The following is a 26668-nucleotide window of genomic DNA, read 5'->3' as shown; positions in this document are numbered from 1 at the left end:
TCAAATGAATAGTCTCAGAGCGCCTATTGGAACTTCTGGTTTACAGGATTTCTTCCATTGAAGTAAACTGTTCCTGCAAACCTTGACGCTTGTAAAAACGCAAAGCCCCTTCATTGGCATTCCAAACGTGGAGAGTCAAGTTATAACAGCCAAGTTCCTTGGCGTAGGCACGAGCAAAATTGAAGAGTTTCTGGCCAATTTGCTGACCACGCGCTTCTTCTGCCACGCAAAGATCGTCAATAAAGAGGGTCTTGCGAGGTTGGTCAGTATTCCCCTCATGCTTTTCAATGACAGTAAAGAGGTGACCTAGGATATTTCCTCGCTCGTCTTCATAAACAAAAATTGGCTTGGACTCCTCGAGCACCAGTTCTTCCAACTCTTGACGGGTAAATTTCTTACCTGTCTCCTTAAAAAGGTCGGGCCGGACGCGATGGTGAACCAAGAGGATATCTTCCAAAAGTTTCTCCAATGCGGGAATATCCGCTACCTTTGCACGCCGAATTGCCATATCGTTACCTCCATTTAAACACCTTTAACAACGTAATAATGACCGCTTGGGCTGGCGAAATTAAAGCTTGGGAAGGGATCAGTCTGGATGGGCCCAACTTTGTCAGTCACAGCTGAAATCTTAGCATGAAGCATCAAAAGCTCCTCACTCTCAAATAAGAGACTAGGCTGGTTGTCTACAACCTCGGGGGAAACTTGACGGATAAACTCTTTGGCATAAACGGTAAAGAGTGCTGAACTGTCAGCTGTCGGCCGCATCTTAAAACTTGGATACCCCATGGTTTCCGTTTCCGATTCAATTTTACAACCGATGGTCTGCCAAAAATCCCTCTCAGAATCTACATCATCCACATAGAGCATAATTCCTACTTCTTTATTTAACATCGTTTACCTCACATTATAGTCTTTTTTTCAGCAAATGGGAATATTTGCCTAACGCATCTTTACGGATACAAAATTATTTTAGAAGTTTACATTTTCAGATACAAAGCCCTCAATAGTCGTATTAATTTGCCACGTCATGCCGAATTTATCAACAATGATTCCGTAAGCGGGACTCCAAGGCATCTCCTGCAGCTCTAGCTCGATATGACGGGCTTCTTGGGCTAATTGATCATATAGTTCACGCGCCTGATCTGCATCATCAAGCTGAAGACAGGCTGAGATATTATTCCCCAAAATGTAGTCAGCTTCTGGGTTATTATCAGAAATTTGCAGGTGAATTCCACCAATATCCAGCTGCGCATTTAAGAGCAGATTCTTGTTTTCTTCTGGACAGTCAGGAATGGCTTGACCAAAAGTAGTCTTGGCTAAAATTTTAGCACCAAAGACCTGCTCATAAAAATCGACAGCCGCCTGGCCGTCTTTGTCCGTTACTAAATAAAGTTCAATAGCTTTAATCATTTCTTCCCTCAATTCTTTTTAGCTTTTATATATTACTACATAGAGATAGTTTGGTCAATCAAACAGTTTGGAACATAGTCTGATACGGATTAATCCCCTATTAACACCCAAACAAAACTCGGATAAATTTATTCTACAGTATTTTTAGATCTAATCTGTATGAGTTTATAATACTACTAATAAAGAAATAAAGGAAAAAATAAATGCCAAAGCTACTCGATATTAAAACGGGATAAGTAAGGTAACCTAATTGACAGAAGTCTTCCCTTTTTCTCCTTTCTAAATTAGCTAAGCGCCAATAACCTATAAACGACTAAGCTCTGGGATTTGTTTGTCTTCTTATTCGCTTCACTGCTCCTTTCACCGGATTCTTTATCAGATGTAAAGATGATGAAACAGGCCCAATTAATCTGAGTTAGTTGCTTCTGGTTTCAGTCACTACTGCTCTTGTCTTGTTAACCTTTTGCTTACTACAATCAGCTCTTATTGTTACAAGCAAAAAATGAGTCCTAATAATCTGCCTTGATTTTCTAACCACTATCTGGTAGGCTAGTAGAAAATTCAGATGGAGGGAAACGTTATGAACCAGAAAACTTTAGCTAAAGCTGCCGGTTTCGTTGGCTTAATTGGAGGGATTCTCACCCTTATATTGAGGATTATTAAGACAGTCATCGATATCGGTGCCTTCTCGGCCGCAAGTTTTGACAGCGATTCAGCTGGATCCTTTTTCGCAACTGCGCTAATATTTACTATATTCATTTTAATGATTCGTATTGCTATTCTTGTGTTTGGGATTTTAGGAGTCGTTAAATTTTCCAAAGATCCAAGAGTAAGTGTTGCAGCACCAATCTTGTTGATTGTGGCTTTCGGAATTAATATCTTTCCCTTATTGGGCGGATTCGCTGCGGATATCCTATCTATCACCGGAGGAATTCTTTTCCTTGTTGCACTGCCAAAGCTGGATCAGCCTTTTATCCCTCAGAATCCTTACCCCTATAATGGATTTCCAAATCAACAAAGCTACTACCAAAATCAAGGAAATACTACTACTCATTTCCAGCAAGAGCCAGTCTGGATGGGTACTTACCATCAAGACCAAGGACTGCCTGCACAGTCCAACACCAGCGTCCAAACCAATGCGCAAAATGCTGGTTCGCAGATGACGCAAGCTTTTTCTGACCCACAAGTGTCGGATCAAACTCAGGCTAGCCTTCAAGCACAGTCCTCAAATTCACAAAAGTCTTTTGCAACAGCGGAGTCGTACCAAACTCCAATGTCTACAGAGGTGCCAGCAAGTTCTGATTCGCCAGAGGCCTAAGAAAACGAACAAAGTCCAGATGCTGGCCAAAAACTCCCCCAGTCTCCCTATTTTGGAATAAACTCTTAGCACAGTGACTGGGAGCAAGACTTGTTGGTTACGTCAATCTGGTTAATCTAGAACATACTAACGAGTTTGGACTTTTGTCTCAGGCTCCTCTTCTCAGACTCCTCTGCTGGTTTTCCTTTTGCCATAAGGCCAATGCAGAAAACCTAAACGAATGTGATGAATCTTATTGCCAACCTCGAAAGGTTCCTGAGCTGTACGTTGTGCGGGAGTGGGATCAATCCGAAATTTTCAATTTTTGGGTTGATCCCACTCCCTTTTACTGTGAGCTCTGGTCAAAATAAATAATATGTAGTACTATTTAATCAGTTAAAAACTTTATGGAGAAATGAGACTACTATATGAATAAAAATCGTGTTGTGATTACAGGTTATGGTATCACTTCCGCTATCGGCAATAATCCTCAAGAATTTTGGACTAGTCTAGAAAGTGGCAAAATTGGTATTGGGCCAATCACCCGTTTTGATACCAGTTCCAGTCAGGTTGTTAATGCCGGTCAGGTTCAGAATTTCCCTTTTGATAAGTATTTCAGCCAAGAAGACTTAGACAAGAAAGATTTGAGCGGTCTGTATGCAATCTATGCTGCACAAGAGGCGTTTGAAGCAGCTGGACTGACTGATCAGACTGGGCTTGATTATGATAGAATTGGCGTCATGATATCATCAACAGTTGGAGGCCTGCAGGAATTTCAGGAACAGATTATCGCCATGAATGATTTAGGGATGACAGCAATCAGTCCAGATTTTGTTTCCAAGGCCTTCTATAATATGCCCGCAGCCAATGTTGCTATCAGTATTGGGGCTAAAGGCAGCTGCAAATCCATTTCTACCGCTTGCTCCTCATCCAACGATGCGATAGGACAAGCTTTTCGTGAAATCAAACGAGGTAGTCATGATATCATTCTTGCAGGCGGTGCTGAAGCTCCAATTACTGAAATCGGTGTCGGTGGTTTCGATGCCCTGACCGCAGTTTCTAGAACGCAGGATCCCAATCGTGCCTCAATTCCTTTCGATAAGGACAGAAATGGTTTTGTTATCGGCGAAGGGGCCGGTGTTTTGGTACTGGAGAGCCTAGAGCACGCTCAGGCTAGAGGAGCCACAATTCTAGCTGAGGTTATCGGTTATGGTAATAACTGTGACGCCTACCACGTGACCAGCCCGTCTCCCGGCGGTCTAGGTGCAGCGAAAGCTATTCGCTTGGCCCTAAATGACGCCCAGATACAGCCAGACCAAGTTGACTATGTCAATGCCCACGGAACGTCAACTCCCGCAAATGATCTCGCTGAAAGTCAGGCTATCGTAAGTGTCTTGGGCAAAGAAGTCCCTGTTTCTTCTACGAAATCTTTTACCGGCCATCTCCAAGGAGCAACAGGGGGAGTTGAGGCGATAGCCACAATCCAAGCGATTAACCACAATTTTGTTCCCATGACAGCAGGAACTCGGGATCTAGGTGATGATATTGAGGCCAATATCATTATCAAGCAAGGCTACAGGACCAAAATCAAGTTCGCCCTCTCCAACACCTTTGGTTTTGGGGGATCCAATGCTGTTCTGGTCTTTAAAAAATGGGAAAATTAAGGCCGTTTATAGACTATCACATCAGGATAAACCCGCCTGGTGCTTTTTTGTCTCAATTAGGTACAAACCATTAAATTGTCAATGCTCAGATGCTGGTTATCCATTCTACTTCAGCTTAACTTTTGTCATCGCAACTTAATTTGCATTAACTGCTTCTCTCTGATAGACTGAATCAAGCAAGCATAAGTATCTAAGGAGAAAGATATGAAATCGAATAACTTAGCCAGCATTAATGCTAAATTAGGTTTATATGGAGGGGGATTGGCCCTAGTTCTAAGACTGTTAAAGTGGGGGATCTTTTCCTATATGGCCTTTCGGTCAACGACTTCCGATGATGAAGCCCTAGCAGGACTCATCTATCTAGTGTTTGCTCTTATCAGTCTCATGATAAAAATTGTCACCTTTATCTATGGCCTTCTGGCTATGAGAAAATATTCTGGACAAAATAACATTCCATCGGCAGCTCATACCCTCTTTATCATTGCTCTCCCCGTTAATATCTTCTTTGGCTTTATCTCAGATATTAGCTGTATCATAGGCGGTCATTTCTACAAGCAAGGTCTTAAAGATTTCGAGGGATAACTGTATGCACTTAAAGCCTGCTTAAAATTGTTGTCATTTTGTAACAATCAATGATAACTATATCTGTTAAACTAGTAGGGTACTAATTTTAGGAGGAGTTTATCTTATGACAAACAATAATGCTGGTTTGAAAAAACTAGCCCAAGCGAACGGTTTACTCGGAGTGATTGGTGGAGTGATTTCGTTTATCTGTGCGACCTTAATGGTTTTAGCTGCTAGAGGAGTTATATCTTCTGCATTTATGTTCCTTAGTCTCCCTGCACTGGCCTTTAGAATTGCTACCTTGATTATGGGGATTATTGGCATAGTCAAATTTAAAGGAACGAATTTCGTTCCAATGGTGGCTCATATTTTCTTCATTATCGCCTTACCTATTGGACCATTAACAGCAATGATTGCTGATATCTTCCCAATTATCGCTGGTATCATCTACTTAACTTCACTTAAGAAATTTGATCAAATTCAAAATACGCAGATACCAAATCAAGATTTTCAATAAACTAGTATCACTTAGCACTAGCTAGGTGATTTTTTATAGGATGGATTTATAGGTAGATTATAAGCATGAAAAGACCACTTGAGATTGTTGTCTCAAATGGTCTTTTATAGTTTATCTGACAATTACACTATGAGCCACGACATGCTTTTTACAAAAATTCTGCTCTCCAAGGTGACAGTTTCTTATAGAGTGGCGCTTTACCAAGGGCGTCGAATAATTGATTCTTATGGTGAACTACTTTCTTGCCTTCTTCAATGCAAACCGGGAATAAATTGTTGGGATCCCAGCCTTCATCATTAGCTAAGACTTCTCTGACTTTGTTAAAAAAGGCATGTTTGAAATCAGAGGAAATATTAACCTTGGAAATACCATTTTTAACAGCTTCTGCAATTTGTCCATCAGGGTTTGATGAACCGCCATGCAGTACTAAGGGGACCTCGACCTGACTAACAATATCCTTTAAAATATCAATCCGAATTTCAGGGGTGACATTTTTAGGATAAATACCATGAGCCGTACCAATTCCGACGGCTAGCGTATCGACACCTGTTTCTTCAACAAATTGCTTGGCATCATCCGGCTTAGTATAAATACCATTCTTTAGGCCATCTTCAACTGCGCGTCCTGTCTGACCGATGGTCCCCAGTTCTCCTTCAACACTAACGCCTACTCTATGACACATCTCAACAGTTTTTCTTGTGATATCAACATTCTCATCCCAAGATAAGAGAGAACCATCTATCATCACTGAGCTAAAGCCATTATGAATTGCCCTTGCAACGCTATCTAAATTATCACCATGATCTAGGTGAAGAACAAAGGGAATTTGACTGTTTTTAATCCGTTGCAGAATGTAGGCAAAGAAATCATCTTTGCAGTAAAAGACTTCCGTAGGATGAACCTCAATAATGGCCGGAGCATTATCTGCCTCACATTGTTCAATCACAATTCTAGCCAATTCTAAATTTGAAATATTATAGGCCCCAACAGCAAATTTATTTTCCTGAGCAATAGCTAACATTTGTTCCATATTGATTAACATAATCATTTCCTCCAAATTTTTCTCTAGTTTACTCAAAGGTCAATCCCGACAAATCAACTTCTTCCTCGCTGTCATCCAAATCAAGATCTTCTTCATCTTCAGCTCTAGCTTTCTTTAAAATAACTAAGAGCACTGCTGTCACGCAGGAACCGATTAAGAGAGCAAGGATGGCTACTAGAGGTCTCGACATGGCAGGAATAACAAATACACCTCCTGATGGAACAGGGCTACCATTATCAAAAGCGTAACTAATGGCTCCCGTGACACCACAGCCTAAAGAGGTCGCAATAACTGTACGAATTAAATCATTCATCGCAATAGGAATGACGCCTTCTGAAATCATGCACAATCCCATTGGGAAGGCTACCTTAATGGCATTGATTTCTTGTTTGGAATAAATTGGTTTTTTGACAATTCTGGATAAGAGGTAAGCGAAAGTGACACCAATCGGGGGTACCATGGCAGCCAGTACCTTAATTCCTTCAGGACCTGTAATCCCATCTAGTAACAAGCCATCACAGATAAGATTTGGAACCTTCGAAATGGCACCACCGTAATCAAGACAGCCGATAAAACCGATAATAAAACCGTACAGCGCTTTCTGAGACTGATCCAATCCCTTAATAAATCCTGTTAAAGCAGCCGTTGCGACTGTCAGAGGAGCTCCAAGTACAAAAAACATAATCAGACCACCGATAATAGCGGATAGGGTTGGAATGATCATCATAGGCATGAGTGCTTGAGCCCAATTCGGTACTTTCAAATACCTCTTGACTAAGAGTGCAATGTAACCCGAAATAAAGCCACCGATGATTCCTCCTAGGAAACCAGCGCCTAAAAAAGATGCAATCTGACCCATTAAAAATCCAGGTGCAATACCAGGCCTGTCTGCGATGGAATAGGAGATATACCCACCAATAAAGGATGGCAAGAGACCCATCCCAAATACCCCCAATGTTGTCATCGCATCAGGAATAGACATGGATTTTAAACTATCAACATTCTGACCTCCCATCAAATTTCCGATGGCAATTAAAAGTCCCGAAGCGACAACCAATGGAAGCATATAGGATATGGCCGTCATCAAGTGGCGCTTTATTTCTTGACCAACTTTCTTCATCTTAACTCCTCCTTATTTTTTAGCTTGCAATTTTGCTTCTACCTCTTCCAACAATTGTTTTGGAGCCTTAACAACAACAGAGGTAGGTACTTTAATGGTTGGCAGGCCTTTAAAACGATCATTACCTGTTGTTTGGATATCAACAGCTAAGATAGCGACATCGGCATTTTTAATATCTTCAGTGCTCAGTTCATCTTCCACACCGATTGTTCCTTGCGTTTCAACATGGATTGTATGCCCTAAAGATTCAGCAGCACGAATAAGTTTTTGCTTAGCAATATAGGTATGGGCAATCCCTGATGTGCAAGCAGCTACAGCTACAATTTTCATTTTGATACCTCCTTCATTAAGATACAAAGGGACGGTTCGCTTTAGCGAAAATTCCCGACAGAAAAATAGAAGATTGGCCGGAAATCCTGATTTCCGAGACAAGCTGTCTTTTTTCCAAGGGAATTAGTCCCGTGTTCAATTCCTAAGATACAAAGCCGTTAAACGACTCAAAGAATTTTAGGGAGCTTGACAACGATGCCTAAGCATCTAGGAAAGTGAGTCTAAATTCACAGAGTCGTAGGCGCGTTCAATTCCTAAGATACAAAGCCGTTAAGCGACTCAAAGAATTTTAGGGACCTAACGAAGAATCAGTAAGATTCTAAGAAGGCCTGTCTAATATTGCAGCATCGCAAGTGGTAGACTCAATTTTATTTCAAGAGCTCAATGAGTTCTTCTTTCGATGAGACCTTATGAAGCCTATCAATAAAGCCATCGTCAGCCAGTAACATTGCAACCTTTTGCAGCAATTTTAAGTGAAGCGTATTTGAATCCCTGTCCCTTACTGCAAAAAGGATGACTGCTGTCACGGGCTCACTATCAAGGCTCTCCCATTCAATGGGAAATTTTGATAAACCGATGGCAATCGTTGTATGGCTAACGGCAGGAGATTTCCCGTGTGGAATGGCGACACCTTGACCGATTCCAGTTAGCCCTTCTGTCTCTCGAAAAAGGACATCTCTGATAAAAGCCTGCTTATCACTAACATCCTGATGCTTATACAATAAATCAGTCAGTTCCTCAATAACCCCTAACTTTGTTCTTGATTTTAAATCAAGTGAAATTAAGTCGGGAGTCACTATTGTTGATATATCCATATCTATTTTATTAGAGCTCATTCCCCACTTCTCCTTTCTATCGCGCTTATTTTCTTTCTTTACCTATAACCCTACATCTTCAATGGTTTGCTGTCACTAACTCGTTTTTCCATTAGATATGTACTTTTATGTGTAAAATATTTTCACGCTTATCACCATTTTTGTAGGAAATTATGTAAAAAGGACTCTGTTGCTTTTGTGTTATATTTATAATAGAAATAAGGTTAGATTGGAGGATTACATTATGTCCAAATTAGATTACGCAAGATTAGATAATATCTTAAACTACCTCATAACCAAGCATCTTCCAGTCTCTCAGGATATTCTTTGCAAAGAGCTGAATATTTCCAGCAGAACCTTAAGACATGATATTAAGATGATTAACGACTATATTAGCGATAATGGTGCTGAAATTGAACTAGTCCGGCGAAAGGGCTATCTGCTTAACTATACCGATAAGGAGAAATTTGAATACTTTTGGCATCATGATGACCAAGGGACGTTCTTATTTACATCAGCTAAAAATAGAATTGATTTCTTATTGAGAGTTTTTCTGACTACCGATAATTATGTTCGTCAAGACTATCTTTTAAATACCTTCTATATCAGCCAAAACACTCTCTATAATGATTTTAGAAACCTGAAGCAGCTCCTAGCCCCCTACCACATTCAGATTATTAATAAGAGCAATGTCGGTTACTACATTTCAGCTGAGGAGAGCGATATTCGTTCCGCCATTCTAAATTTAATTTTTCGAGATAATCTCTATGACTTCATCTCTGGGAAAAATAAGTCAGTCAGGGATATCTGTAATAATATTGACTATAAGATCTTTTCGACAATCTTCTATAATTTCATAGATGGCATTAAATTAAATAGTACCGATTTTTTTGAAAGAAATAGTTTTTCTGCGATTCTTTTAACCCTCAGCCGTATTAAATATGGACATCAGTTACATACAGCATTTAAGCCAGAGCTCAAATTATCTCCTCCGTATCAGAGTGAATTTAATGAGTTTATCTCGGCGTTAAATGAGACTTTTCAGATTAAGCTATCAGCTTATGAACAGTCTTACATCCTTTTCATTCTTTCCGAGAACTATCCAAATATCATTGAACGACTCAACCTTAGCGAAGATAATATTCAATTAGCACACGATATTGTCCAATCACTACTCAACCACCTTGACCAAAAAATTTCAGATGCTTGGATTTATGATAATAATCTCAAAAGCAATCTCACTAACCATATTATCCGTGCTTTAAATGTCCTTGTGATCAAAGGTAACCGAACCAATCCGATTAGCCAGCATATCAAAAATAATTTTCCTTACGCTTTTGATTTGGCCGCTAGCGAAATGTCTAGGATAGAAAATATTTTTCAGTTAACTTTCTCCGAAGATGAAATAGCTTACATCGCCTTATATTTTGCTAATGCTATTGAAAAATACAAAAATTCATCCCGCGATAAAATCAAAATAGCCATCATCTGCGGTACCGGAAAAATTTTGAGTTCCATTATTCAAACAAGGCTGGAACGTTATTTCCCCAATTTAATTGACAGTATTGATCACTTGTCACTGAAGGAATTTGACAGCACTGACAAAAGTGCTTACGATCTCTTTGTAACGACTATTCCAATTAAGGTAAGTGATAAGATTTATTATTTCGATATTAGTAATTTTGAACAAAACTTTAAGGATTTGGAAAAAATTATCCGTTCCAAGCGAACAACTTTGCAACTTTTTAATCCTTTATTTATAAAAACTTTTCCTGATAAAATTACAAAGACAGACCTTATAAAAACTCTAGCCAATGAATTGCTTCAAAAAGGCTATGTTACCGAGTCTTTTGCGCAAGATGTGTTTAAAAGGGAGGAGATTTCGAACACTGTCTTAGACAATATCGTAGCCATTCCTCATCCTATTAACCATAGTGTCAAGAAAAGTGTTATCTCAGTGGCCATTATTCCCAAAGGTATTTACTGGAACCAGAGTCATATTAAATTCGTCTTTTTACTGGCTATCAGACCAGAGGATATCAAATCCCTAGAGTATATTTATGAAAAACTTTTAGACTTTACAACATCAAAAGCTCTGCAAGAAGACCTATTAAGGAATAAGGATATGAAAACACTCGATAAAATTTTTAACACTGAATAAACCAACTGCAATGCCTTTGAGCGCTAAAAGACCGCCCAGATTATTCTGAGCGGTCTCTTTTATTCTTAAAATCGATCTACTGCTGCTTTAAGCAAGGCAAAGGAATGTATCTGTGCAGCTTGGTCATAGATATAACTGTTAACAATGAGTTCATCAAATTCAACCCTGTCTTTTAATTCCTGAATTTGCTGGCTCACTGTCGTTGAATCACCTATCAAGGAAACCTGCGACATCTGCTTGACAATCATTTTTTCCCGATGGATAATATCTTCGCGCTGAAAGGCAATCGGGCCAAAATGCGGAACCTTAGTCGCTTCCACATAAGATTGCCAAACCTGCTCTTCACTATCCAGTGGCGGCTGTAAACCATTTGGCTGACCTGTCACTATTCCTAGAAAAGACTGCAGTTGAGTCGTTGCCAAACGCTGCGCTTCTTGATTGCTATCAGCAAGAATGGCATTGGCTCCCAAGATAACGTAAGGCTGATCCAAAGAGTCAGATGCTTGGAAATTTCTCCGATAAATAGCTATCGCTTCTTCCATCATAGCTGGTGCAAAATGGGAGGCGAAGGCATAGGGAAGACCTAACTTGGCTGCCAGATAAGCACTGTCCGTGCTAGAACCCAAGATATAAAATGGCAGTGCGAGTCCTGCTGCCGGGTAGGCGTGAACAGGATTGCTGTCATTAAAGTAACCAGCTAGTTCAGCTAGATCTTCCGCAAAATGGGGATTGAGATCATCTGTCCGGCGAAGAGCTCGAGCGGTCACCATATCTGTTCCTGGTGCTCTGCCCAGACCTAGATCAACGCGATTAGGATACAAGGTCTCCAAGGTCCCAAACTGCTCAGCTACTATATAAGGACTGTGGTTGGGAAGCATAATACCACCAGAGCCGATACGTATATGATTTGTATTAGCTAGGGCGTGCTGCATGAGAAGGACTGTAGCACTAGAAGCCACACTTTTCATATTGTGATGCTCAGCAATCCACAGACGATGATAGTTCAGCTCCTCAAGTTTTTGCGCCAGAGTCACCATATCTGTCATAGCTGCTTGGTAGTCTTGTCCTTGCCGCAGCGGCAGGAGATTTAAAACGGAAACTTTCATTATTACTACTTTCTAAATTTTAGAATAATAGACTTGTTCGAAAACTAAAGCATTTCAGAATTGCTAATACTACAAACCCACTCAGCTTAACCATTTTAAATATTCTGATTAAAGTTTTAGGGCTTTTCGCATGCAGTTGTCATGAGTTTGGCCGTACTCACTTTGGTTATCGAACAAATCTAATCTATCTTACATAAAACTGGTAATCGTTTCAGCTCTAAGTCGAACAGAGTCATGACCGGTCTCTTTAGCCTGACCAATGGAAAGAATCATAACCGGCACATAGCGCTCCTTGTCCAAACCAAAGGTCTCCGCCAGATGTTCAGCGTCAAAGCCACCAATTGGATTGGTGTCATAACCATGAGCACGAGCAATCAGCATCAGCTGCATCGCAGCTAGGCTGGCATCAACCTTAACGATACTGGTCATGGCTTCCTTAGTCAAAGACTGATACATAGGGATAATAACTGACAGCTGCCGCTCCCGCACATCGGCTGACATCTTTCCTTGATCAACAGCTGTATCATAGATAGTCTGACCGTATTCATAGCATTGCAAATCTCCAAAAATCAGTATCATAGCTGAAGATGTGTCATTTTGAGTCTGGTTGCTGCCGACAAGAGGAGCCAATTTTTCCTTTCCTTCCGGACTATCCACTACAACGAAACGCCAAGGCTGCATATTGACAGAAGACGGAGCGGTCACCGCCTCATCAATCATCGCCAGCATTTCTTCGCGGGGAATCTTAACCGTGTCATCATAGAGACGAATTGAGCGACGGCCAAAAATAATAGCATCAAAATTATTGGTTTTCATTTTTTTATTCTTTCTTAAAAATCTTCATCCAGTCGCCGCCATTCTCACATAAGATCACAGCATGCCCCCACCACATTGATGCAGCAGCTAAGTGCTTTTATCGAGCGAGCTATCATAAAAAATGTGTTCCAAATGGGATTGGCCTGTCGACTCCGAACTTCGACCCGTTTCATGCCATAAGAGGTATCCGCATGATTGAAACTATGCGGCATTCAATCTGTTCGGTGAAAACTAGCCATCGGCAGCTAGACTAATATTTATCAGCGATGAAAAAAGAGGCTCTCCACTCATAATAGAGATTCTCTTTTCAAACAAATTATCATAGGCTGTTTAAGAAGCATCCTAACGCGGCATATTACATGACTTCGCAACCTGGCTTTCCAGCGCATAGTGCATCGCGCAGATTTTCTTCTGCCGCAAGAGCTTCCTATAGTTTTGTCATACTAGCATCAATACTTTCAGTACCTGACAGCATTTGAATGATCTTTCCTTTAGTATTTGGATACTGGATGATTTTGGCCAGCACTTCTGCCACATCAGGAATAGGATTGCGGCCAACCTTTTCAGGAGCAAAGGTTACCAACCCAGTTCCTGCTTCTTCCGCTAAACCGCCTGGCTGCAGGATTGTATAGTCTAGGTCTGTCTGATGCACCAGGTAATTATCGGCAAAAAACTTAGCAATATTATAGTCCGTCAATTGGTCTAAGCCCGCTTGGTTCCACTTTTCTGGCTCTGTCGCAAAGAGAGAACTGAGCATGATATAGCGTTTGATGCCGGCTAATTGAGCTGCTTGCATTGATTTGACAGCGCCGAAAGCATCAGTTTGCAAGAGATCCTTACCTCGTGAACCCGCTAAGAAATAAATGACATCCATACCGCGCAGGCTCTTAGCCAAATCCGCTACAGAATCATGGAGATTGAAGGAGATAGGCTTGACCTTTTCAGTTTCCTCGACCTTGGATAAATCTCTAACGCCCGCGTAAACCGTATGACCAGCCGAGACCAGACGTTCAGACAGTTCACTTGCGACTCGGCCGTTGGCTCCAATAATAAAAATTTTCATTGTAATTCTCCTTAGAATATTTGCTTTAGTAATCACCAAAGGCTAGATGGATTTATTCTATCGCTTTATTAAAGTTCTGTCCAAAAATTGCTACCGGAAGGAGGTAAACAAAAAAACGGGAGTAGGATCAACCCAAAAATTGAAAATTTTGGTTCTCTCCACTCCATGATTTTAAGGTGATGACCTGAAACGGTCTCTTTCCAGACCGTTTTGACACTTGCTTTGCAAGTTTTATTCCACCCCTGCACAGTTGACTAGGTTTTCCGCTTTGGCCTTGTGGAAAAATGGAGGTCAACTGTCTGGGAGACAAGTTGAAGATTGTAGATAAGGCTAGCAGAGCTAGTCTCACTGCCAACCACTGCGCCAAAAGTTTATTCCAAAACAAGAAGACTGGACGATTTTTTGCCCAGCCTCATCTTTGCTTATTCCTCCACCAATTTAATATCTGCTCCCAAAGCTGTCAATTTTTCAATAATATTGGCATAGCCCCGCAGGATAAATTCAATATTGGTGATTTCAGTCTGTCCCTTAGCCATTAATCCAGCCGTTACCAAGGCAGCACCAGCCCGCAGGTCGGTTGCCTTAACTGCTGCTCCAGTCAATTGACTTGGGCCATTGTAGACGATTTTACCTCCTAGAACTGTGATATCAGCCCCCATGCGAGCTAGTTCTGGCACATGATTAATACGTTTTTCATAGATAGTATCAAGGATAGTTCCTCGACCGTGGGCTGTCAATAAGAGCGGAGTAATCGGTTGTTGCAAATCAGTCGCAAAGCCCGGATAAGGTGAGGTCCGAACAGAAATGGCCTTGAGGTTTTCCTGCTTTTCAACATAGATTGCATCTTCGTCAACGGTCATCCGAACGCCCATTTCCTCCAGTTTGGAAATAAAGCTATCCAAGTGTTCGTAGAGGACATTGGTAATACGGACACCCTCACCAATAGCTGCCGCCATGGCGATATAGGTACCAGCCTCAATTCGGTCTGGAATGACTTGGTGACGGGTCCCGCCTAGACGTTCAACGCCATCAATGGTAATGATATTGGTTCCAGCTCCACGAACATGCGCTCCCATATTATTAAGTAAGGTCGCTACATCAATGATTTCAGGCTCTCTGGCAGCATTTTCAATCACGGTTCGGCCTTGGGCCTTGACCGCTGCCAGCATAGTATTGATCGTCGCACCAACGCTGACCGTATCCATATAGATATGAGCCCCTTGCATGGGCTTACCACCGGTCGCCAAACGCATAGCTTCTGCTTCATAGGAAATACTGGCTCCCATGGCTTCAAAAGCCTTAAGGTGTAGGTCAATCGGACGTGGGCCCAAATCACAACCACCAGGCAGACCGACGACAGCCTGACCAAAGCGACCTAGGAGACTTCCATAAAAGTAATAAGAAGCTCGCAGACTGTTGATTTTACCGAATGGCATGGGCATATCTTTGACACCGCGCGGGTCAATTTCAAGCGTTTCACCATCACGCTTGACCTTAGCTCCCATGATCTCCATGATTTCTACCAGACTGTCTACATCACTGATGGCAGGCACTCCATCCAGAGTCACGGGATCATCTGCTAGAATAATGGCGGGAATCAGAGCAACAACAGAATTTTTCGCACCTGATACAGCCACTTCACCTGAAAGCGGCCTACCTCCATTGATAATAATTTTTCGCATACCTTATTTTCTTTCTATCACTTGAATTCAACCTTTTCATTATAGCAGAGATTAAGGAATTTGACAACGAGTGGCAAATATCTCATAAAAATAGGATAGTTCCCAGCATAAGTTCCAATCCTCAGAGAGAGACCGAAGATTACATTAGGCTGAGACTTAATGCTGTCTGAGTTTATCTGCCTTTCTCAACCCAAATTTTCTGTTCTAAAATGTCTGGAACCTAATCTGGGAATCTAGCTTTACTCAAATTAATGGTTGCCCAATCTTAACGGTGGAGTGGCAGGATCGTACTGCTTTTTGGGAATCTGAGTGGGACTATTTCTTGACACAAAAAAACTACACCCGCTCAGGAGTGTAGTTCGTTTGCTTAGTTGACAGCTGCTTTGAGGGCATCCACCTTGTCCAATTTTTCCCATGGCAGGTCGATATCGGTTCGGCCCATGTGGCCGTAAGCTGCCGTTTGGCGATAGATGGGCCGTTTGAGATCCAGCATTTTGATAATACCAGCTGGTCGCAAATCGAAGTTTTCTCTTACTGCTGCTTCTAGCTTGCTTTCAGAAACTTGACCAGTTCCAAAGGTATCCACCCGAACAGAAACCGGATGGGCCACACCGATGGCATAGGCCAACTGAACCTCAGCCTTGTCAGCCAAACCGGCAGCGACAATATTTTTGGCGATATAACGAGCGGCATAAGAGGCCGACCGGTCAACTTTAGTGGCATCCTTACCTGAGAAGGCACCGCCGCCGTGGCGGGCGTATCCACCGTAAGTATCCACAATAATCTTACGGCCGGTCAAACCAGAGTCCCCTTGAGGGCCGCCGATAACAAAGCGGCCAGTTGGATTGATATAAAACTTGGTCTTATCATCCAAATACTGAGCCGGAATAACAGCCTTGATAACCTGCTCAATAACATCCGCATGAATTTGTTCTTGAGTGACATCAGGGTCATGTTGCGTAGAGATGACTACCGTATCCACACGGACAGGTTTGTCATTCTCATCGTACTCAACCGTTACCTGAGACTTGGCATCAGGTCGCAGGTAGCTGATAGCCCCTGACTTTCGCAAATCAGCCAATTTCTTGACTAACTTGTGGGATAAGGAGATAGGCAGCGGCATCAGTTCGGGCGTTTCATTGACAGCAAAGCCAAACATCAGCCCTTGGTCTCCTGCTCCAATCAAACTCAGTTCATCATCGTGACCTTCACGCGCTTCCAAGGCATTGTTAACCCCTTGGGCGATATCTGGCGACTGCTCAATCAATGACGGGTGTACCCCCACCGAATCGGCTGCAAAACCGTAATTAGCATCCGTGTACCCAATATCAGCAATAGTATCGCGTACCACGCGGTTGATATCGACATAGGCGGTTGTGGAGATTTCACCAAAGACATGGACCGAACCTGTATAAACAGCTGTTTCCGCTGCTACATGAGCGTCTGGATCCTGCTCCAAAATCGCATCTAAAACGGCGTCTGAAATTTGGTCGGCAATCTTATCAGGATGCCCTTCCGAAACTGACTCAGACGTGAAAAGTTTACGTTCTGACATAAAAATGTCCCCCCTTAAAAAATAAAATGTGCCAACTGAGGTCGCTCCAAGGACAAATATGCTGACTGGCCAATTCGGCTTGGCTTGTAGGACTGACGCCAAATGACCAAATAATTGGTGTCAGGTTTTTGCCGAGTTACGACGGGTCTTTTTTCTGTTACTTCGAGTAACAAAAAAATTAGTAAGTTGGCTACAAGGAAGGCGAGATACGCCCTCCTTGGTGATGAGTTACGACGTCCTTGAAGCGCTTCGTATTAAAGCACTTCAAAAAACGAGTAAGTCGACTAGCCAGACCGCCTGACAGCGACCTGGCGTCAAATGACAAGACACTTTAGTGCCCGACATTTGGGTAGAGTTACAAAGAACCGGTTTCTCAGTAAGATACTGAGTTTGACCGAGCTAAAGGGTCAGTGGACAGACAAGGGATCCTCTGGCTGTGCTTAGAAACAGACCAAACGAATCCGCAAGCCACCCACCGAAGGCTTTAGCCAGTCAAACCGCCTTTTCGGGACTCATTAACATCATTATTCTAACATAAAAAAAGGGAAGTTCCTAAGATTTAGAAAGACTTCCCCCATTAATCATATTGATGGCTGGCGTGGCCAACCTTCCAAATCCCTGCACAGAATTTTTACAGAATTTCTGAATTTGTATTAATTTTCTTATTAAAAATGCTTGGTAGAATTCTGAAATTAGTATTAGATTTAAAACGGTGCTAAATCCAAAGCATGCTGAGCTGCCAGATTAAGCAGACTCCATTGCCGATCAAATCCTGGTTGGAAGAAGAAATCAGCCTGAGCTAGATCTTCCAAGGTCATCTTGTGACCGACAGCCAGCGATAGAACATTACCCTGAGCTGTGACATCATAGGAGGACAGCACAGCTCCGCCCAAAATCTGATGGGTCAGAGGATTATAGGTTAGGCTGACATAAACTTCTGGATTATGGTCATCAGGAATATAGGCCGGACGCAGACGGTCATGGTAGAAACTAGTCTTGTAAGAGACACCTGCTCGTTCTGCCGTAAAGGCATTGAGGCCACTAGTTGCAAAATGATAGTCAAAGACACTGAGAGCAGAGGAACCAACAACTCCCGCAAAAGCTTGACTCGGTTTAGCTTCAAAGAGATGTTTGACCAGATACTGGGCTTCACGCCGAGCTGTTGTTGCAAGAGCAATTGGCATGGGCTTACCGGCAGGAATGGACAGAGGCTGAACAGCATCCCCAATGGCATAGACATCAGGCAGATTCGTGCGGAAATATTCATCAATCTTGATAAAACCACGTGATTCTAGATCAACCGTTCCCTGCAGCCAGTCGGTGTTAGGCTGAACTCCTGCTGCGACAATCACTAGATCAGCTTTGATGTCTCCCTTGTCAGTGACGACTGTTTGGACCTTGTCGGAGCCTTGGAAGCGCTCGACCTTGGCATTCATATAGAGGTCGATATCGTGACGCTTAAGCTCTTCTGCTACCAGATCAGCCAACTCAGGATTGAGATAGGTCCCTAGCGGGCGGTCAATCACATCAACCAAGCTAACCCGCTTGCCTCGGCTGGCAAAGACATCGACAGCTTCTAGGCCGATATAGCCAGCACCGATGACAACAACATTTTGGATGTTAGACGATTCTAGAGCTTCCTTGATTTTAGTCGCCCAATCATACCCACGCATGAGGTAGATATAGTCAAGATCAGCTCCTTCAACCGGCAGACTGACTGGACGGACACCAGAGCTCAAAATCAACTTGTCATAGGCCACTTCCTCGGACTGACCCGAGTGCATATCCTTGACCGTCACGGTTTTTTGCTCTGGATGAATGGCGGTGACTTGGTGGTTGTTAACAATCTTACCGCCTTTTGCTTCCAAATCAGCCGGCGCAAAATTGCGAACATCATCCTTGGCTGTCACCTCATCCTTGAGGTAGAGCTCCATCCCGCAGGACATAAAGGAAACGAAGTCTCCAGCTTCATAGATGGTCACGTCCAGGTCACGGTAGCGATCCAGCAGCTCAATGGCGGACTCATGCCCACCGTGCGATGCGCCGACAATAATAACTTTCTGCTTACTCATAGATAGACCTCCTGATAAGCTATAAATATATTAGGACGAGGTGAGACGATAACTGACCTCACCCGTCAGATTTCCGATGTAGCGCAGTGAAAAGTAACCGCCTCCCACTACGCCCTCATTCTACTGCTCTCATTGCAATATCTCAAATAATTGGATTATAAATTTGGGAGGGTCTGTTTATCCAGTCAGAAATAATCAGACACTAACAAAAAAAGAAAAACACCAGCTTTCTGACGCCAGTGATTCTCTATCTTGAAAACTTAATAAATATCGCGTCGGTGGCCAACTGACAAGGTTAATACGATCAATTCCTGGTCTTGAATCTGACAGATGACCCGATAATCACCAATGCGATACCGCCATTGACCAGTGCGATTAGCACTAAGAGCTTTTCCGTACTGCCTTGGATCATCCAGAGCATGTGAGGATAAGTAAGCTGTGATTCGCTTTTGCGTAAACTTATCTAGCTTTTTAAGCTGTTTGATAAACCTTTTAGTCGGAACCAACTTATACAAGATCATCCTCCAAATCAAGTTCAGCTAGCATATCCTCCCAGCTCATTGGCTCATGACCTGCTTTGAGGTCATCTAGATATTCTTGATAGGCTAACTCACCGACATGGGCATCGTATTCATCCTCTAGGGATTCTATGGTCTTGTTGCGAATCAATTCAGACAGGGAGACCCCTTCAAACTTTGCCATGGCTTTCATAAATGTCTTATCTGCTTCAGAGACTTTCAATGTAATAGTTGCCATAATTTCCTCCTATCCTCTCGGTAATACCATTGTATTACTTGATTTGATAAAAGTCAATCTCCAAAGGTAGAAGGTGGAGCCATTATAAAATGACTAATAGCTGTATCCAGATTACAGTTTCAACCCTTTCAAAAACTCGTCCAGCTCGGCTTGTGCTTCCGGGGTGGTACCGCGCAGGTCTTTGAGGAGGTTTTCCAACTGGGCAGATTTCTCAGTGATGGTTTGGTTGGTCTTGCTTATGTCGGCCATGATATCTGGCAGCGGGGCAACTGCTTCTTCCTCAAAGGTATCGACATAGCGGGGAATATTGAGATTGTAGTCGTTTTCGACGATCTCCTCAAAGCTGGCTAGATGGGCAAACTTGTCCATATCACGACGCTGAGTATAAGCGTCCAGAATCTTCTCGATATGGCTATCCGTCATGATGTTCTGATTCTTGCCCTTGTCAAACTCTTTTGAGGCATCGATAAAGTAGACATCACGATTGGTACGGTCTTTCTTAAGAATAATGACCGTGGTCGGAATGCTGGTATTAAAGAAGATATTGGCCGGCAGACCGATAACCGTATCGATAGCCCCTTCCTCTAGGAGGTGCTGGCGGATCTGCCCTTCAGCATTGCCACGGAAGAGAACCCCATGGGGTAAGACGATAGCCATGACCCCGCCGTCCTGCTTGAGATGGTAAAAGCCATGCAGGAGAAAAGCAAAGTCAGCCTTGGACTTGGGCGCTAGCTTACCATAAGGCGAAAAACGGGGATCCTCTAGGAAACCAGAGTCCGCAGACCACTTGGCTGAGTAAGGGGGATTCATGAGGACGCCGTCAAAGTTAGTCGGCTCCTCATCCGGCCAGTCGGCATCCAGTGTGTCACCGTTGTTGAGGTGCTGGTTTTCAACAGGGACAGCATGCAGAATCATGTTCATACGAGCCAGATTGTAGGTCGAGGTATTGAGCTCCTGACCATAGTAGGTCACTGTGTTTGGCTGGTTGCTGTACTTCTTGGCATTGAGCAGCAAGGAGCCAGAGCCCATGGTCGGGTCATAGAGGCTAAAACCCTGCCTGTCTTCACGCCCTTGCAGGGCAATGCGGGTCATGAGCTTGGCTACAGGCTGAGGCGTGTAAAACTCGCCGGCTTTTTTACCTGAGTCCGAGGCGAACTGACCGATCAGGTACTCATAGGCATCACCCAGCATATCACCGGCATGACCGGCAAGATCCAGATCAGCCAGCTCCTTCATGACACTGGCAATGGTTTGATTCTACTTCTGCGGCGTTGCGCCCAGCTTTTTAGAGTAGAGGTCAATGTCCTCAAAGAGATTTTCAAAAAGGTCATCACTGCGCTCAATATTGCGAAAGCCCTGAGCTAGGAACTCCAGCTGGAAAGTCCCGTCATTGATGGCAGTGATCAGGGCTGTAAAGGTCAGATCGGGCTCAATGACATAGGATTGCTGATCCATGAGGACGTCGATCAGATCCTCATGAGTCTCCTCATCCGCATAATACTTGCGGTAGAGCTCAAGCGCCTGCTCCAAATCATCGGTCGGCTCCTGCATGGTCTTAGCGACTTCAAAAAGCATCTTGTCTGAGAGATACTTGTAAAAGACTAGACCTAAGAGATAGGACTTGTACTCATTAGCATCCATCTTGGAGCGGAGGATGTCCGCTGAATTCCAAAGCGCCTGATAGAGGGCTTGTGAGGTAGGGGTTGTTTCAGTCATAATTGTCTTTCTAATTTAATATTTAAATTCATTGTCAATGGAAAAAATACTTGTTACCAGAAATATCTCGCAATCCGCTCATAAAAATGAGCGGATTTTAAGCGGATTATGAGCGGATTTTTTAGTGAGGTGATGGCAACTTATAATGCCTGTCACGTGTCGATCCTTCTAGTGTCAGCAAATCCTTTTGAACGAATACCGTATGGAGTTATATGGATGCTCCTTTTTAAGGGGAATAAATCTTTACTAACTCACCTCTTTATTATCTCATAATATTATTCAAAAGATGTGTGAGATATTAAATGTAATTCGTCAGAGTCGGATTTATTAATTTTCACGATGAAATTACTTTTCTTTAATGAATCAATCCTTTGTTTAATATGAGATAAAATAAATGGTCCATCGCTATTCTGATCGAGATTGAATTGGAAGATATTAAACTCAACTTCTCTCAATATATCTCGATCAGCCCAATATCTAATAAAATCATCATCACTTAAAGAATTAACAGCTTCCCAAAATTTTTCTTCCATATCTTTCCAAGAATCCCAATGATCTTTAGAATATCTATCTAGGTATAATAACTTAAACTGATATGTTTTAAAATTCGCTATTGATAGCTCTGGTAAGTCTAAATCAATGTGATCAAATATATTATTGGAGAAATTGCAGTAAGTTACTAATATAAATAGTAGGATACTATAGTCGTTAATTTTAAATTCTTCAAGTCTTTTTTTCCAAAAAATATATAATAACTTTTCAAAGCTAGACTCTTTATTAACTTCACCATTAGTTTTAATATGCTCTTCAGTCACTCTCCTAAGTATAAAGTCTACAGAAAAACTCACATTACCATTTATAGCAAGTTCTTTTAAAGTAATTTTGAGAATCAGCATTTTCGTAATTTCAGAAAGATTATCATATTGATCTTGAAGGTAAATATAGAAATCACTGACAATATCAGAATTAGCGATACATGTTTTGAGTATATCTTCATTCTCAAAAATATTTGCCAATTCTTCGTTTGTCATATTACTTGGTGACTCATAAATGTAGTAATCTTTCTTATTTTTTATAAAGTCTAGTGGAATTTGGTTAATATCTGTTCCTAAGAGCACCTTAAGAATTTTAGGAAAACTATCATCTCCAAGTTCTTCTTCTGGCAGTAAGTATGGTATTTCATCGTTAAATAGTTTTATATATCCGCTTGGGTAAAATAAATAAATGTATATTGCTACGAGCAATTGTTCTACTTGTACATGACCAAATTTATTTCGATCAATAAATTCCTTAGTCACATAATCATTGAAATGGACTCTATCTCTTAAATTCCGTCTCTCTATTATAAAAAGTTGTTTGAATTCGTTAGTTAAAGCGGTATCAAATTTGCTTTCAAGTTCTTTGAAGTACTCATTCCAAATATTTGATGGGTGAAGCCCGAAAGGTAAGTCAATTCTTCTGTCAATAATTTTTGATAGAAAATCGTTAGAAGTATTGTCGTACACTTTTTCAAAATCACCAACAAAAACTATTGGAAGTTTTCCGTTTAATAAAGCAAATAATTTATAGGCTTCTTTTTGCTGTTCTTCTGTTAAGCGATCAAAATCATCAATGATTAGAATTTTATTCAAAATTGGAAGCTTATCAAAAATCCATGCATATAAAATATCTGATTTTGGTTTAAAAAATTGGTAGACAGCAGCAACTAAAGCTATTACGCCAAAACTGGTGATAAAAACTTGTGCATACTTATTAAAAATTCTGTTGATATAGTTTTGGAATCCCAAGTTGAATTGAGCTGTAAATAATAATGAGAGAGCAACTGATAATATTAAAAGGATCTTACCAATCCAATAAAGAAAGAAATGTAGTTTTGAAAAGGCGACTTCAACAATCGAACGCTTATCAGTTAATTTCCACAAATCTAGATAGATAAATTTCTTCTTGTTGGTCTTTTCTTTTTCTACTTGTTTTAAAAAAGTTGTCTTTCCCGACCCCCAAGCACCATTTAGAAAATAGGTTTTATTTTCTTCTAAAAGTTTAGCAACATTTTTAGCTGCTTCTGTCGTATCAATATGAGATAATTGAATTTTTTCAGATTTACCTGTCACCTAATCCTCCTACACAAACATATCCTGTAAGAGCTTCTTCTTCAAAGTTTCTAGTTGCTCAATTTTTTCTTGGCAAGAAGAAATTAAGTCATCTATGCTAGAGAAGAAATCGCCGATGGCTTTTTGTTCCTCAAGCGACGGAAAGTACTCTTTAACAATTTGAATTGTCTTCTTTGATAGACTTGGTACACCTGTTGATTCATCATATTTTTTCCAACTAATTCTGTTAAAAATTTGAAATAGAAAATTCAAATCAGTCTTATTATTACTAGTTACAAAGAATAAAGTATCTACTGTCCAGAAGGGAGCAGTTATTAAAAATGGTTTGTCAATGGTACCTTTACGACCTATACCAATAGCATCTTTATCTGATAATTTGTCATTGATCGATAACATATATCCACCCGTTCCATATACTGGGATATTTCCTTCTGAAAGGTGTTTATAATCTCTACCTGAATTGACTTGGCAAGTATCTCCCAGCTTCTTCTCTTCCCACTCGCCATCAAATCCATCTAAGCGGATTTCAGGGGTGGTCTGTCCTGCCTTTGGAAACATCTTGGACAGCATGGACGCCTTAAAGGCTTGATAGTTGGCCAAATTATCCTTATAGGCAGACAAGAGCTCATCAAGCGTCTGGAAAAGCGCCCCGATAGCGGATTGTTCAGGGAGGGAGGGAACTTTGATTGGCATTTTCATCAAAATATCGGCATTTAGCTTAGCCCTGCTTCCTCCAACGAGATACTTTTCAAAATTAGATTGCTTTAATCTATTCTTGAAAAATGTATTATCAAGCTTATCTTTTTTCCCTGATAAAACATGGGCATGATTATTAACCCAAATCTGTCCTTCAACATAGTGAACAGGATAATCTTTTAAATCATTTGCTCCATCTTCTGCAATTAGAACAAATTCCCCATCATGTGTAAATCCCTGCACATAATCCTGAATTCCATTGGCACCGTAGTAGGGTGTACTTCCAGCATTACGGTCAGATGATGTAATCGGAACTCGTAAATTATCGAACCGATCAGCAATATCTAAAATTTGATGAGTTGTCCACTCATCATCAAAATTTTTAAATCTGAGTTTAGGGGTGTTTTGATTTATCATCTTTACTCTAGTCCTTTTACTTATTTATCAATCGCCAATCATCATCAATCTTATTTCTGCTAGTTGTCCATGGATTCATTACATCAAAAATTTTAAATTCATGGTACCTATCTTTAGTATCAAAATAAGATAATCTGACTTCGTCGAAATCACTATCCAATTCTTTTTTACTAACAATAAAGTATAGATTAAAGCGTTTAATCTCATTGCCTTGAATCAAAAAAGAATACGAGCCTTCATCACCGAAAGAATATCTTTCGGTGTCGTTTGACTTAGAAGTCGATTGGATTGTTTGTCCAACTTTTTGATTATTCAAGTAAAGAGTTAAATTTAAATTTCTGACGATTTGCCTTACAGACTTCGTATTATGTATTTCCAGCCATAAAGGGACTTGAAATACCATATCAGTATCAAAATAATAGAATCCCCAAGCTTTTTGATTAACCTGACTATAGACAGATTTGATATAGAGTTTTACCCTACCTTTATGAGATAGGAAGTTTTGAAATAGTGTCTGAGCAAACATACCAATCAGTGTTGAAATAAGGGATATGACAGCACCTACTAACAGTAACTGATATTGCGGATTTTCTAAAAATACTTTCATTTAATTGTCGTTATCCTTACTGTTTCCTCTAGCTGTTAAATTCTTATGCATCACTTTCATTCACCTTCCTGTCATAAAATAGTATTCCTTCAATGTCAGGGAGTTTTGCACTTGCTCCATAACTTTGAATCCAACCATCAGCCAATGAAGATAAAAAATGATTTCAATTATTTGAATGAGTTTTCTACTTGCATCCGCTAAATAATAATAGTTTAAGTTTTGGATCCTATCATTAAACATTTTAAATAATCTATTTAATCGTAAATGAGTATTTGATAATACCAATCCACATTCCGTACCAAATGTGTTCTCATATAAATACTCATCGTTAATTTTAAACAATGGATTGTTTAAATTTGAGGCTTGTTCCATATGGTTAATTATACCATTTTTCTCATTTTCAAAAAGGTTGCCTCCTCTATAATCATGCGATTGTATGATATTCAATTAAATAAAAGAGCAATTAAGAGCTTATTTTATAAGGTCAATATATAATTGTCGTATTATTTTAATATTTAGTATGCTATAATTCGGATAGCATATTTATGAGGTAAGTTATGAATCTAAAAAGACATTTTAAAGAATTTATGAATAACTGGAAAGACAATCTAAAGATATTTTTATTGTTTTTCTTTTTATCATCCTTTGTATTTTTAGGATTTATTATTAATTCCAAAGATGATTCAGCTATGAAGCTACTTATTTCAATTTTTAAAATTCTTAAGTACAGGTTCTTCTTCTTTGCACTGATTATCATATTTCAAGGAATGCTATTACAAATTTTAATTCACGAAGTCTTTAAGCTTATTTCACTAGAGAAACATAATGATATGAGGCGCTCTTTTAAAACTAGTTACGTACTTACACTAATTATTCTATTAGTATACTTACTAAACACCCTAGCTCTTGATCAGTTTAATTTATTGATTACGATTCTTGGTTTACCTATTTTATCAGTCTATTTTCTACCTGAAAAATTTATGCAATTTTTAAAAAAGAAAGTGAAGAAACAAGATCAATTTAAGAAGAGTTATCACCCCCGTCGTAAATTCCATTAGTCATAACTGCCCATTTTGCTATTTAATATAAAATATGCTATTATACACCTAAAGATAGCTTTCGAAGGATTACCGCTGTGTTCCCGAATGGGA

The 26668-nt window shown here is 40.7% G+C and carries 25 protein-coding genes and 1 pseudogene; 6 read left to right on the top strand and 20 right to left on the bottom strand.

Annotated features, from left to right (window positions below; all coding sequences use genetic code 11):
• Positions 1-40: 40 nt before the first annotated feature.
• The 3 genes from G7Y32_RS03605 to G7Y32_RS03595 all read right to left on the bottom strand — a co-directional run bounded on the left by G7Y32_RS03605 (position 41) and on the right by G7Y32_RS03595 (position 1410).
• On the bottom strand, positions 41-508 hold the full coding sequence (locus G7Y32_RS03605; protein ID WP_165210734.1) for a GNAT family N-acetyltransferase: 468 nt from the start codon (positions 506-508) through the stop codon (positions 41-43).
• Positions 509-522: 14 nt separating this feature from the next.
• Positions 523-891 carry a VOC family protein gene (locus tag G7Y32_RS03600; protein WP_165210731.1) on the bottom strand — a complete coding sequence of 123 codons (369 nt, stop codon included), beginning with the start codon at positions 889-891 and terminating at the stop codon, positions 523-525.
• 78 nt (positions 892-969) lie between these two features.
• A complete protein-coding gene (locus tag G7Y32_RS03595; RefSeq protein ID WP_165210728.1) occupies positions 970-1410 on the bottom strand; it encodes a VOC family protein in 441 nt (146 codons plus the stop codon).
• Positions 1411-1990: 580 nt separating this feature from the next.
• Here G7Y32_RS03595 and G7Y32_RS03590 point away from each other — a divergent pair.
• The 4 genes from G7Y32_RS03590 to G7Y32_RS03575 all read left to right on the top strand — a co-directional run bounded on the left by G7Y32_RS03590 (position 1991) and on the right by G7Y32_RS03575 (position 5452).
• Complete coding sequence (locus tag G7Y32_RS03590) at positions 1991-2728, top strand: DUF4064 domain-containing protein (RefSeq protein WP_165210725.1); 738 nt, start codon at positions 1991-1993, stop codon at positions 2726-2728.
• A 407-nt stretch (positions 2729-3135) separates the two neighbouring features.
• Entirely contained in the window at positions 3136-4371 is a 1236-nt protein-coding gene (gene fabF, locus G7Y32_RS03585) for a beta-ketoacyl-ACP synthase II (protein WP_165210722.1), read from the top strand.
• 204 nt (positions 4372-4575) lie between these two features.
• Positions 4576-4953: a hypothetical protein gene (locus G7Y32_RS03580; RefSeq protein ID WP_165210719.1), complete on the top strand. Its 378-nt coding sequence runs from the start codon at positions 4576-4578 to the stop codon at positions 4951-4953.
• Positions 4954-5059: 106 nt separating this feature from the next.
• Positions 5060-5452, top strand: coding sequence for a hypothetical protein (locus tag G7Y32_RS03575; protein WP_165210716.1), 393 nt, complete (start codon positions 5060-5062; stop codon positions 5450-5452).
• A 148-nt stretch (positions 5453-5600) separates the two neighbouring features.
• On the opposite strand, the gene G7Y32_RS03570 is transcribed toward G7Y32_RS03575, so the two are convergent.
• The 4 genes from G7Y32_RS03570 to G7Y32_RS03555 all read right to left on the bottom strand — a co-directional run bounded on the left by G7Y32_RS03570 (position 5601) and on the right by G7Y32_RS03555 (position 8780).
• Positions 5601-6494, bottom strand: a complete 894-nt coding sequence (locus G7Y32_RS03570; RefSeq protein WP_004227110.1) for a ketose-bisphosphate aldolase — start codon at positions 6492-6494, stop codon at positions 5601-5603.
• Between the two features lie 28 nt (positions 6495-6522).
• On the bottom strand, positions 6523-7614 hold the full coding sequence (locus tag G7Y32_RS03565; protein WP_004228918.1) for a PTS fructose transporter subunit IIC: 1092 nt from the start codon (positions 7612-7614) through the stop codon (positions 6523-6525).
• A gap of 12 nt (positions 7615-7626) precedes the next feature.
• Positions 7627-7944: a PTS fructose transporter subunit IIB gene (locus G7Y32_RS03560; RefSeq protein ID WP_004229762.1), complete on the bottom strand. Its 318-nt coding sequence runs from the start codon at positions 7942-7944 to the stop codon at positions 7627-7629.
• 368 nt (positions 7945-8312) lie between these two features.
• Complete coding sequence (locus tag G7Y32_RS03555) at positions 8313-8780, bottom strand: PTS sugar transporter subunit IIA (RefSeq protein ID WP_004225791.1); 468 nt, start codon at positions 8778-8780, stop codon at positions 8313-8315.
• Between the two features lie 223 nt (positions 8781-9003).
• Between G7Y32_RS03555 and G7Y32_RS03550 the strand changes: the two genes are divergently transcribed.
• Positions 9004-10920, top strand: coding sequence for a BglG family transcription antiterminator (locus G7Y32_RS03550; protein ID WP_165210713.1), 1917 nt, complete (start codon positions 9004-9006; stop codon positions 10918-10920).
• Positions 10921-10985: 65 nt separating this feature from the next.
• Here G7Y32_RS03550 and G7Y32_RS03545 read toward each other — a convergent pair whose 3' ends face one another.
• From G7Y32_RS03545 to G7Y32_RS03485, 13 genes and pseudogenes are all read right to left on the bottom strand, one after another.
• Positions 10986-12026, bottom strand: a complete 1041-nt coding sequence (locus G7Y32_RS03545) for an LLM class flavin-dependent oxidoreductase (RefSeq protein ID WP_165210710.1) — start codon at positions 12024-12026, stop codon at positions 10986-10988.
• Between the two features lie 189 nt (positions 12027-12215).
• On the bottom strand, positions 12216-12842 hold the full coding sequence (locus G7Y32_RS03540) for a nitroreductase family protein (protein WP_165210707.1): 627 nt from the start codon (positions 12840-12842) through the stop codon (positions 12216-12218).
• Between the two features lie 427 nt (positions 12843-13269).
• Complete coding sequence (locus tag G7Y32_RS03535) at positions 13270-13905, bottom strand: SDR family oxidoreductase (RefSeq protein ID WP_165210704.1); 636 nt, start codon at positions 13903-13905, stop codon at positions 13270-13272.
• 422 nt (positions 13906-14327) lie between these two features.
• Positions 14328-15587, bottom strand: coding sequence for a UDP-N-acetylglucosamine 1-carboxyvinyltransferase (murA, locus tag G7Y32_RS03530; protein WP_004225790.1), 1260 nt, complete (start codon positions 15585-15587; stop codon positions 14328-14330).
• Between the two features lie 367 nt (positions 15588-15954).
• Positions 15955-17142, bottom strand: a complete 1188-nt coding sequence (gene metK / locus G7Y32_RS03525; protein ID WP_004227152.1) for a methionine adenosyltransferase — start codon at positions 17140-17142, stop codon at positions 15955-15957.
• Between the two features lie 704 nt (positions 17143-17846).
• The gene (locus G7Y32_RS03520) at positions 17847-19214 is read right to left on the bottom strand and encodes an FAD-dependent oxidoreductase (protein ID WP_165210701.1); all 1368 of its coding nucleotides are present in this window, start codon (positions 19212-19214) and stop codon (positions 17847-17849) included.
• A 260-nt stretch (positions 19215-19474) separates the two neighbouring features.
• Positions 19475-19729 carry a type II toxin-antitoxin system RelE family toxin gene (locus G7Y32_RS03515; RefSeq protein WP_206221351.1) on the bottom strand — a complete coding sequence of 85 codons (255 nt, stop codon included), beginning with the start codon at positions 19727-19729 and terminating at the stop codon, positions 19475-19477.
• Complete coding sequence (gene relB / locus G7Y32_RS03510) at positions 19722-19970, bottom strand: type II toxin-antitoxin system RelB family antitoxin (RefSeq protein WP_165210695.1); 249 nt, start codon at positions 19968-19970, stop codon at positions 19722-19724. Before relB ends, G7Y32_RS03515 begins: the two co-directional genes overlap by 8 nt.
• Positions 19971-20081: 111 nt before the next feature.
• Positions 20082-21686: pseudogene (locus G7Y32_RS03505) on the bottom strand (type I restriction-modification system subunit M).
• A gap of 275 nt (positions 21687-21961) precedes the next feature.
• Complete coding sequence (locus G7Y32_RS03500) at positions 21962-23797, bottom strand: P-loop NTPase fold protein (protein WP_165210692.1); 1836 nt, start codon at positions 23795-23797, stop codon at positions 21962-21964.
• A gap of 9 nt (positions 23798-23806) precedes the next feature.
• On the bottom strand, positions 23807-24910 hold the full coding sequence (locus G7Y32_RS03495; RefSeq protein ID WP_165210689.1) for a restriction endonuclease subunit S: 1104 nt from the start codon (positions 24908-24910) through the stop codon (positions 23807-23809).
• A gap of 16 nt (positions 24911-24926) precedes the next feature.
• Positions 24927-25517, bottom strand: a complete 591-nt coding sequence (locus G7Y32_RS03490; RefSeq protein WP_165210686.1) for a hypothetical protein — start codon at positions 25515-25517, stop codon at positions 24927-24929.
• 60 nt (positions 25518-25577) lie between these two features.
• On the bottom strand, positions 25578-25889 hold the full coding sequence (locus G7Y32_RS03485; protein WP_165210683.1) for a hypothetical protein: 312 nt from the start codon (positions 25887-25889) through the stop codon (positions 25578-25580).
• 185 nt (positions 25890-26074) lie between these two features.
• On the opposite strand from G7Y32_RS03485, the gene G7Y32_RS03480 reads away from it, so the two are divergent.
• Complete coding sequence (locus G7Y32_RS03480) at positions 26075-26575, top strand: hypothetical protein (RefSeq protein WP_165210680.1); 501 nt, start codon at positions 26075-26077, stop codon at positions 26573-26575.
• Positions 26576-26668 lie beyond the last annotated feature (93 nt).

The sequence above is a fragment of the Streptococcus tangpeifui genome, from assembly GCF_011038795.1.
GTDB lineage: Bacteria > Bacillota > Bacilli > Lactobacillales > Streptococcaceae > Streptococcus > Streptococcus tangpeifui.
This window is presented reverse-complemented; position numbering and strand designations above follow the sequence as displayed.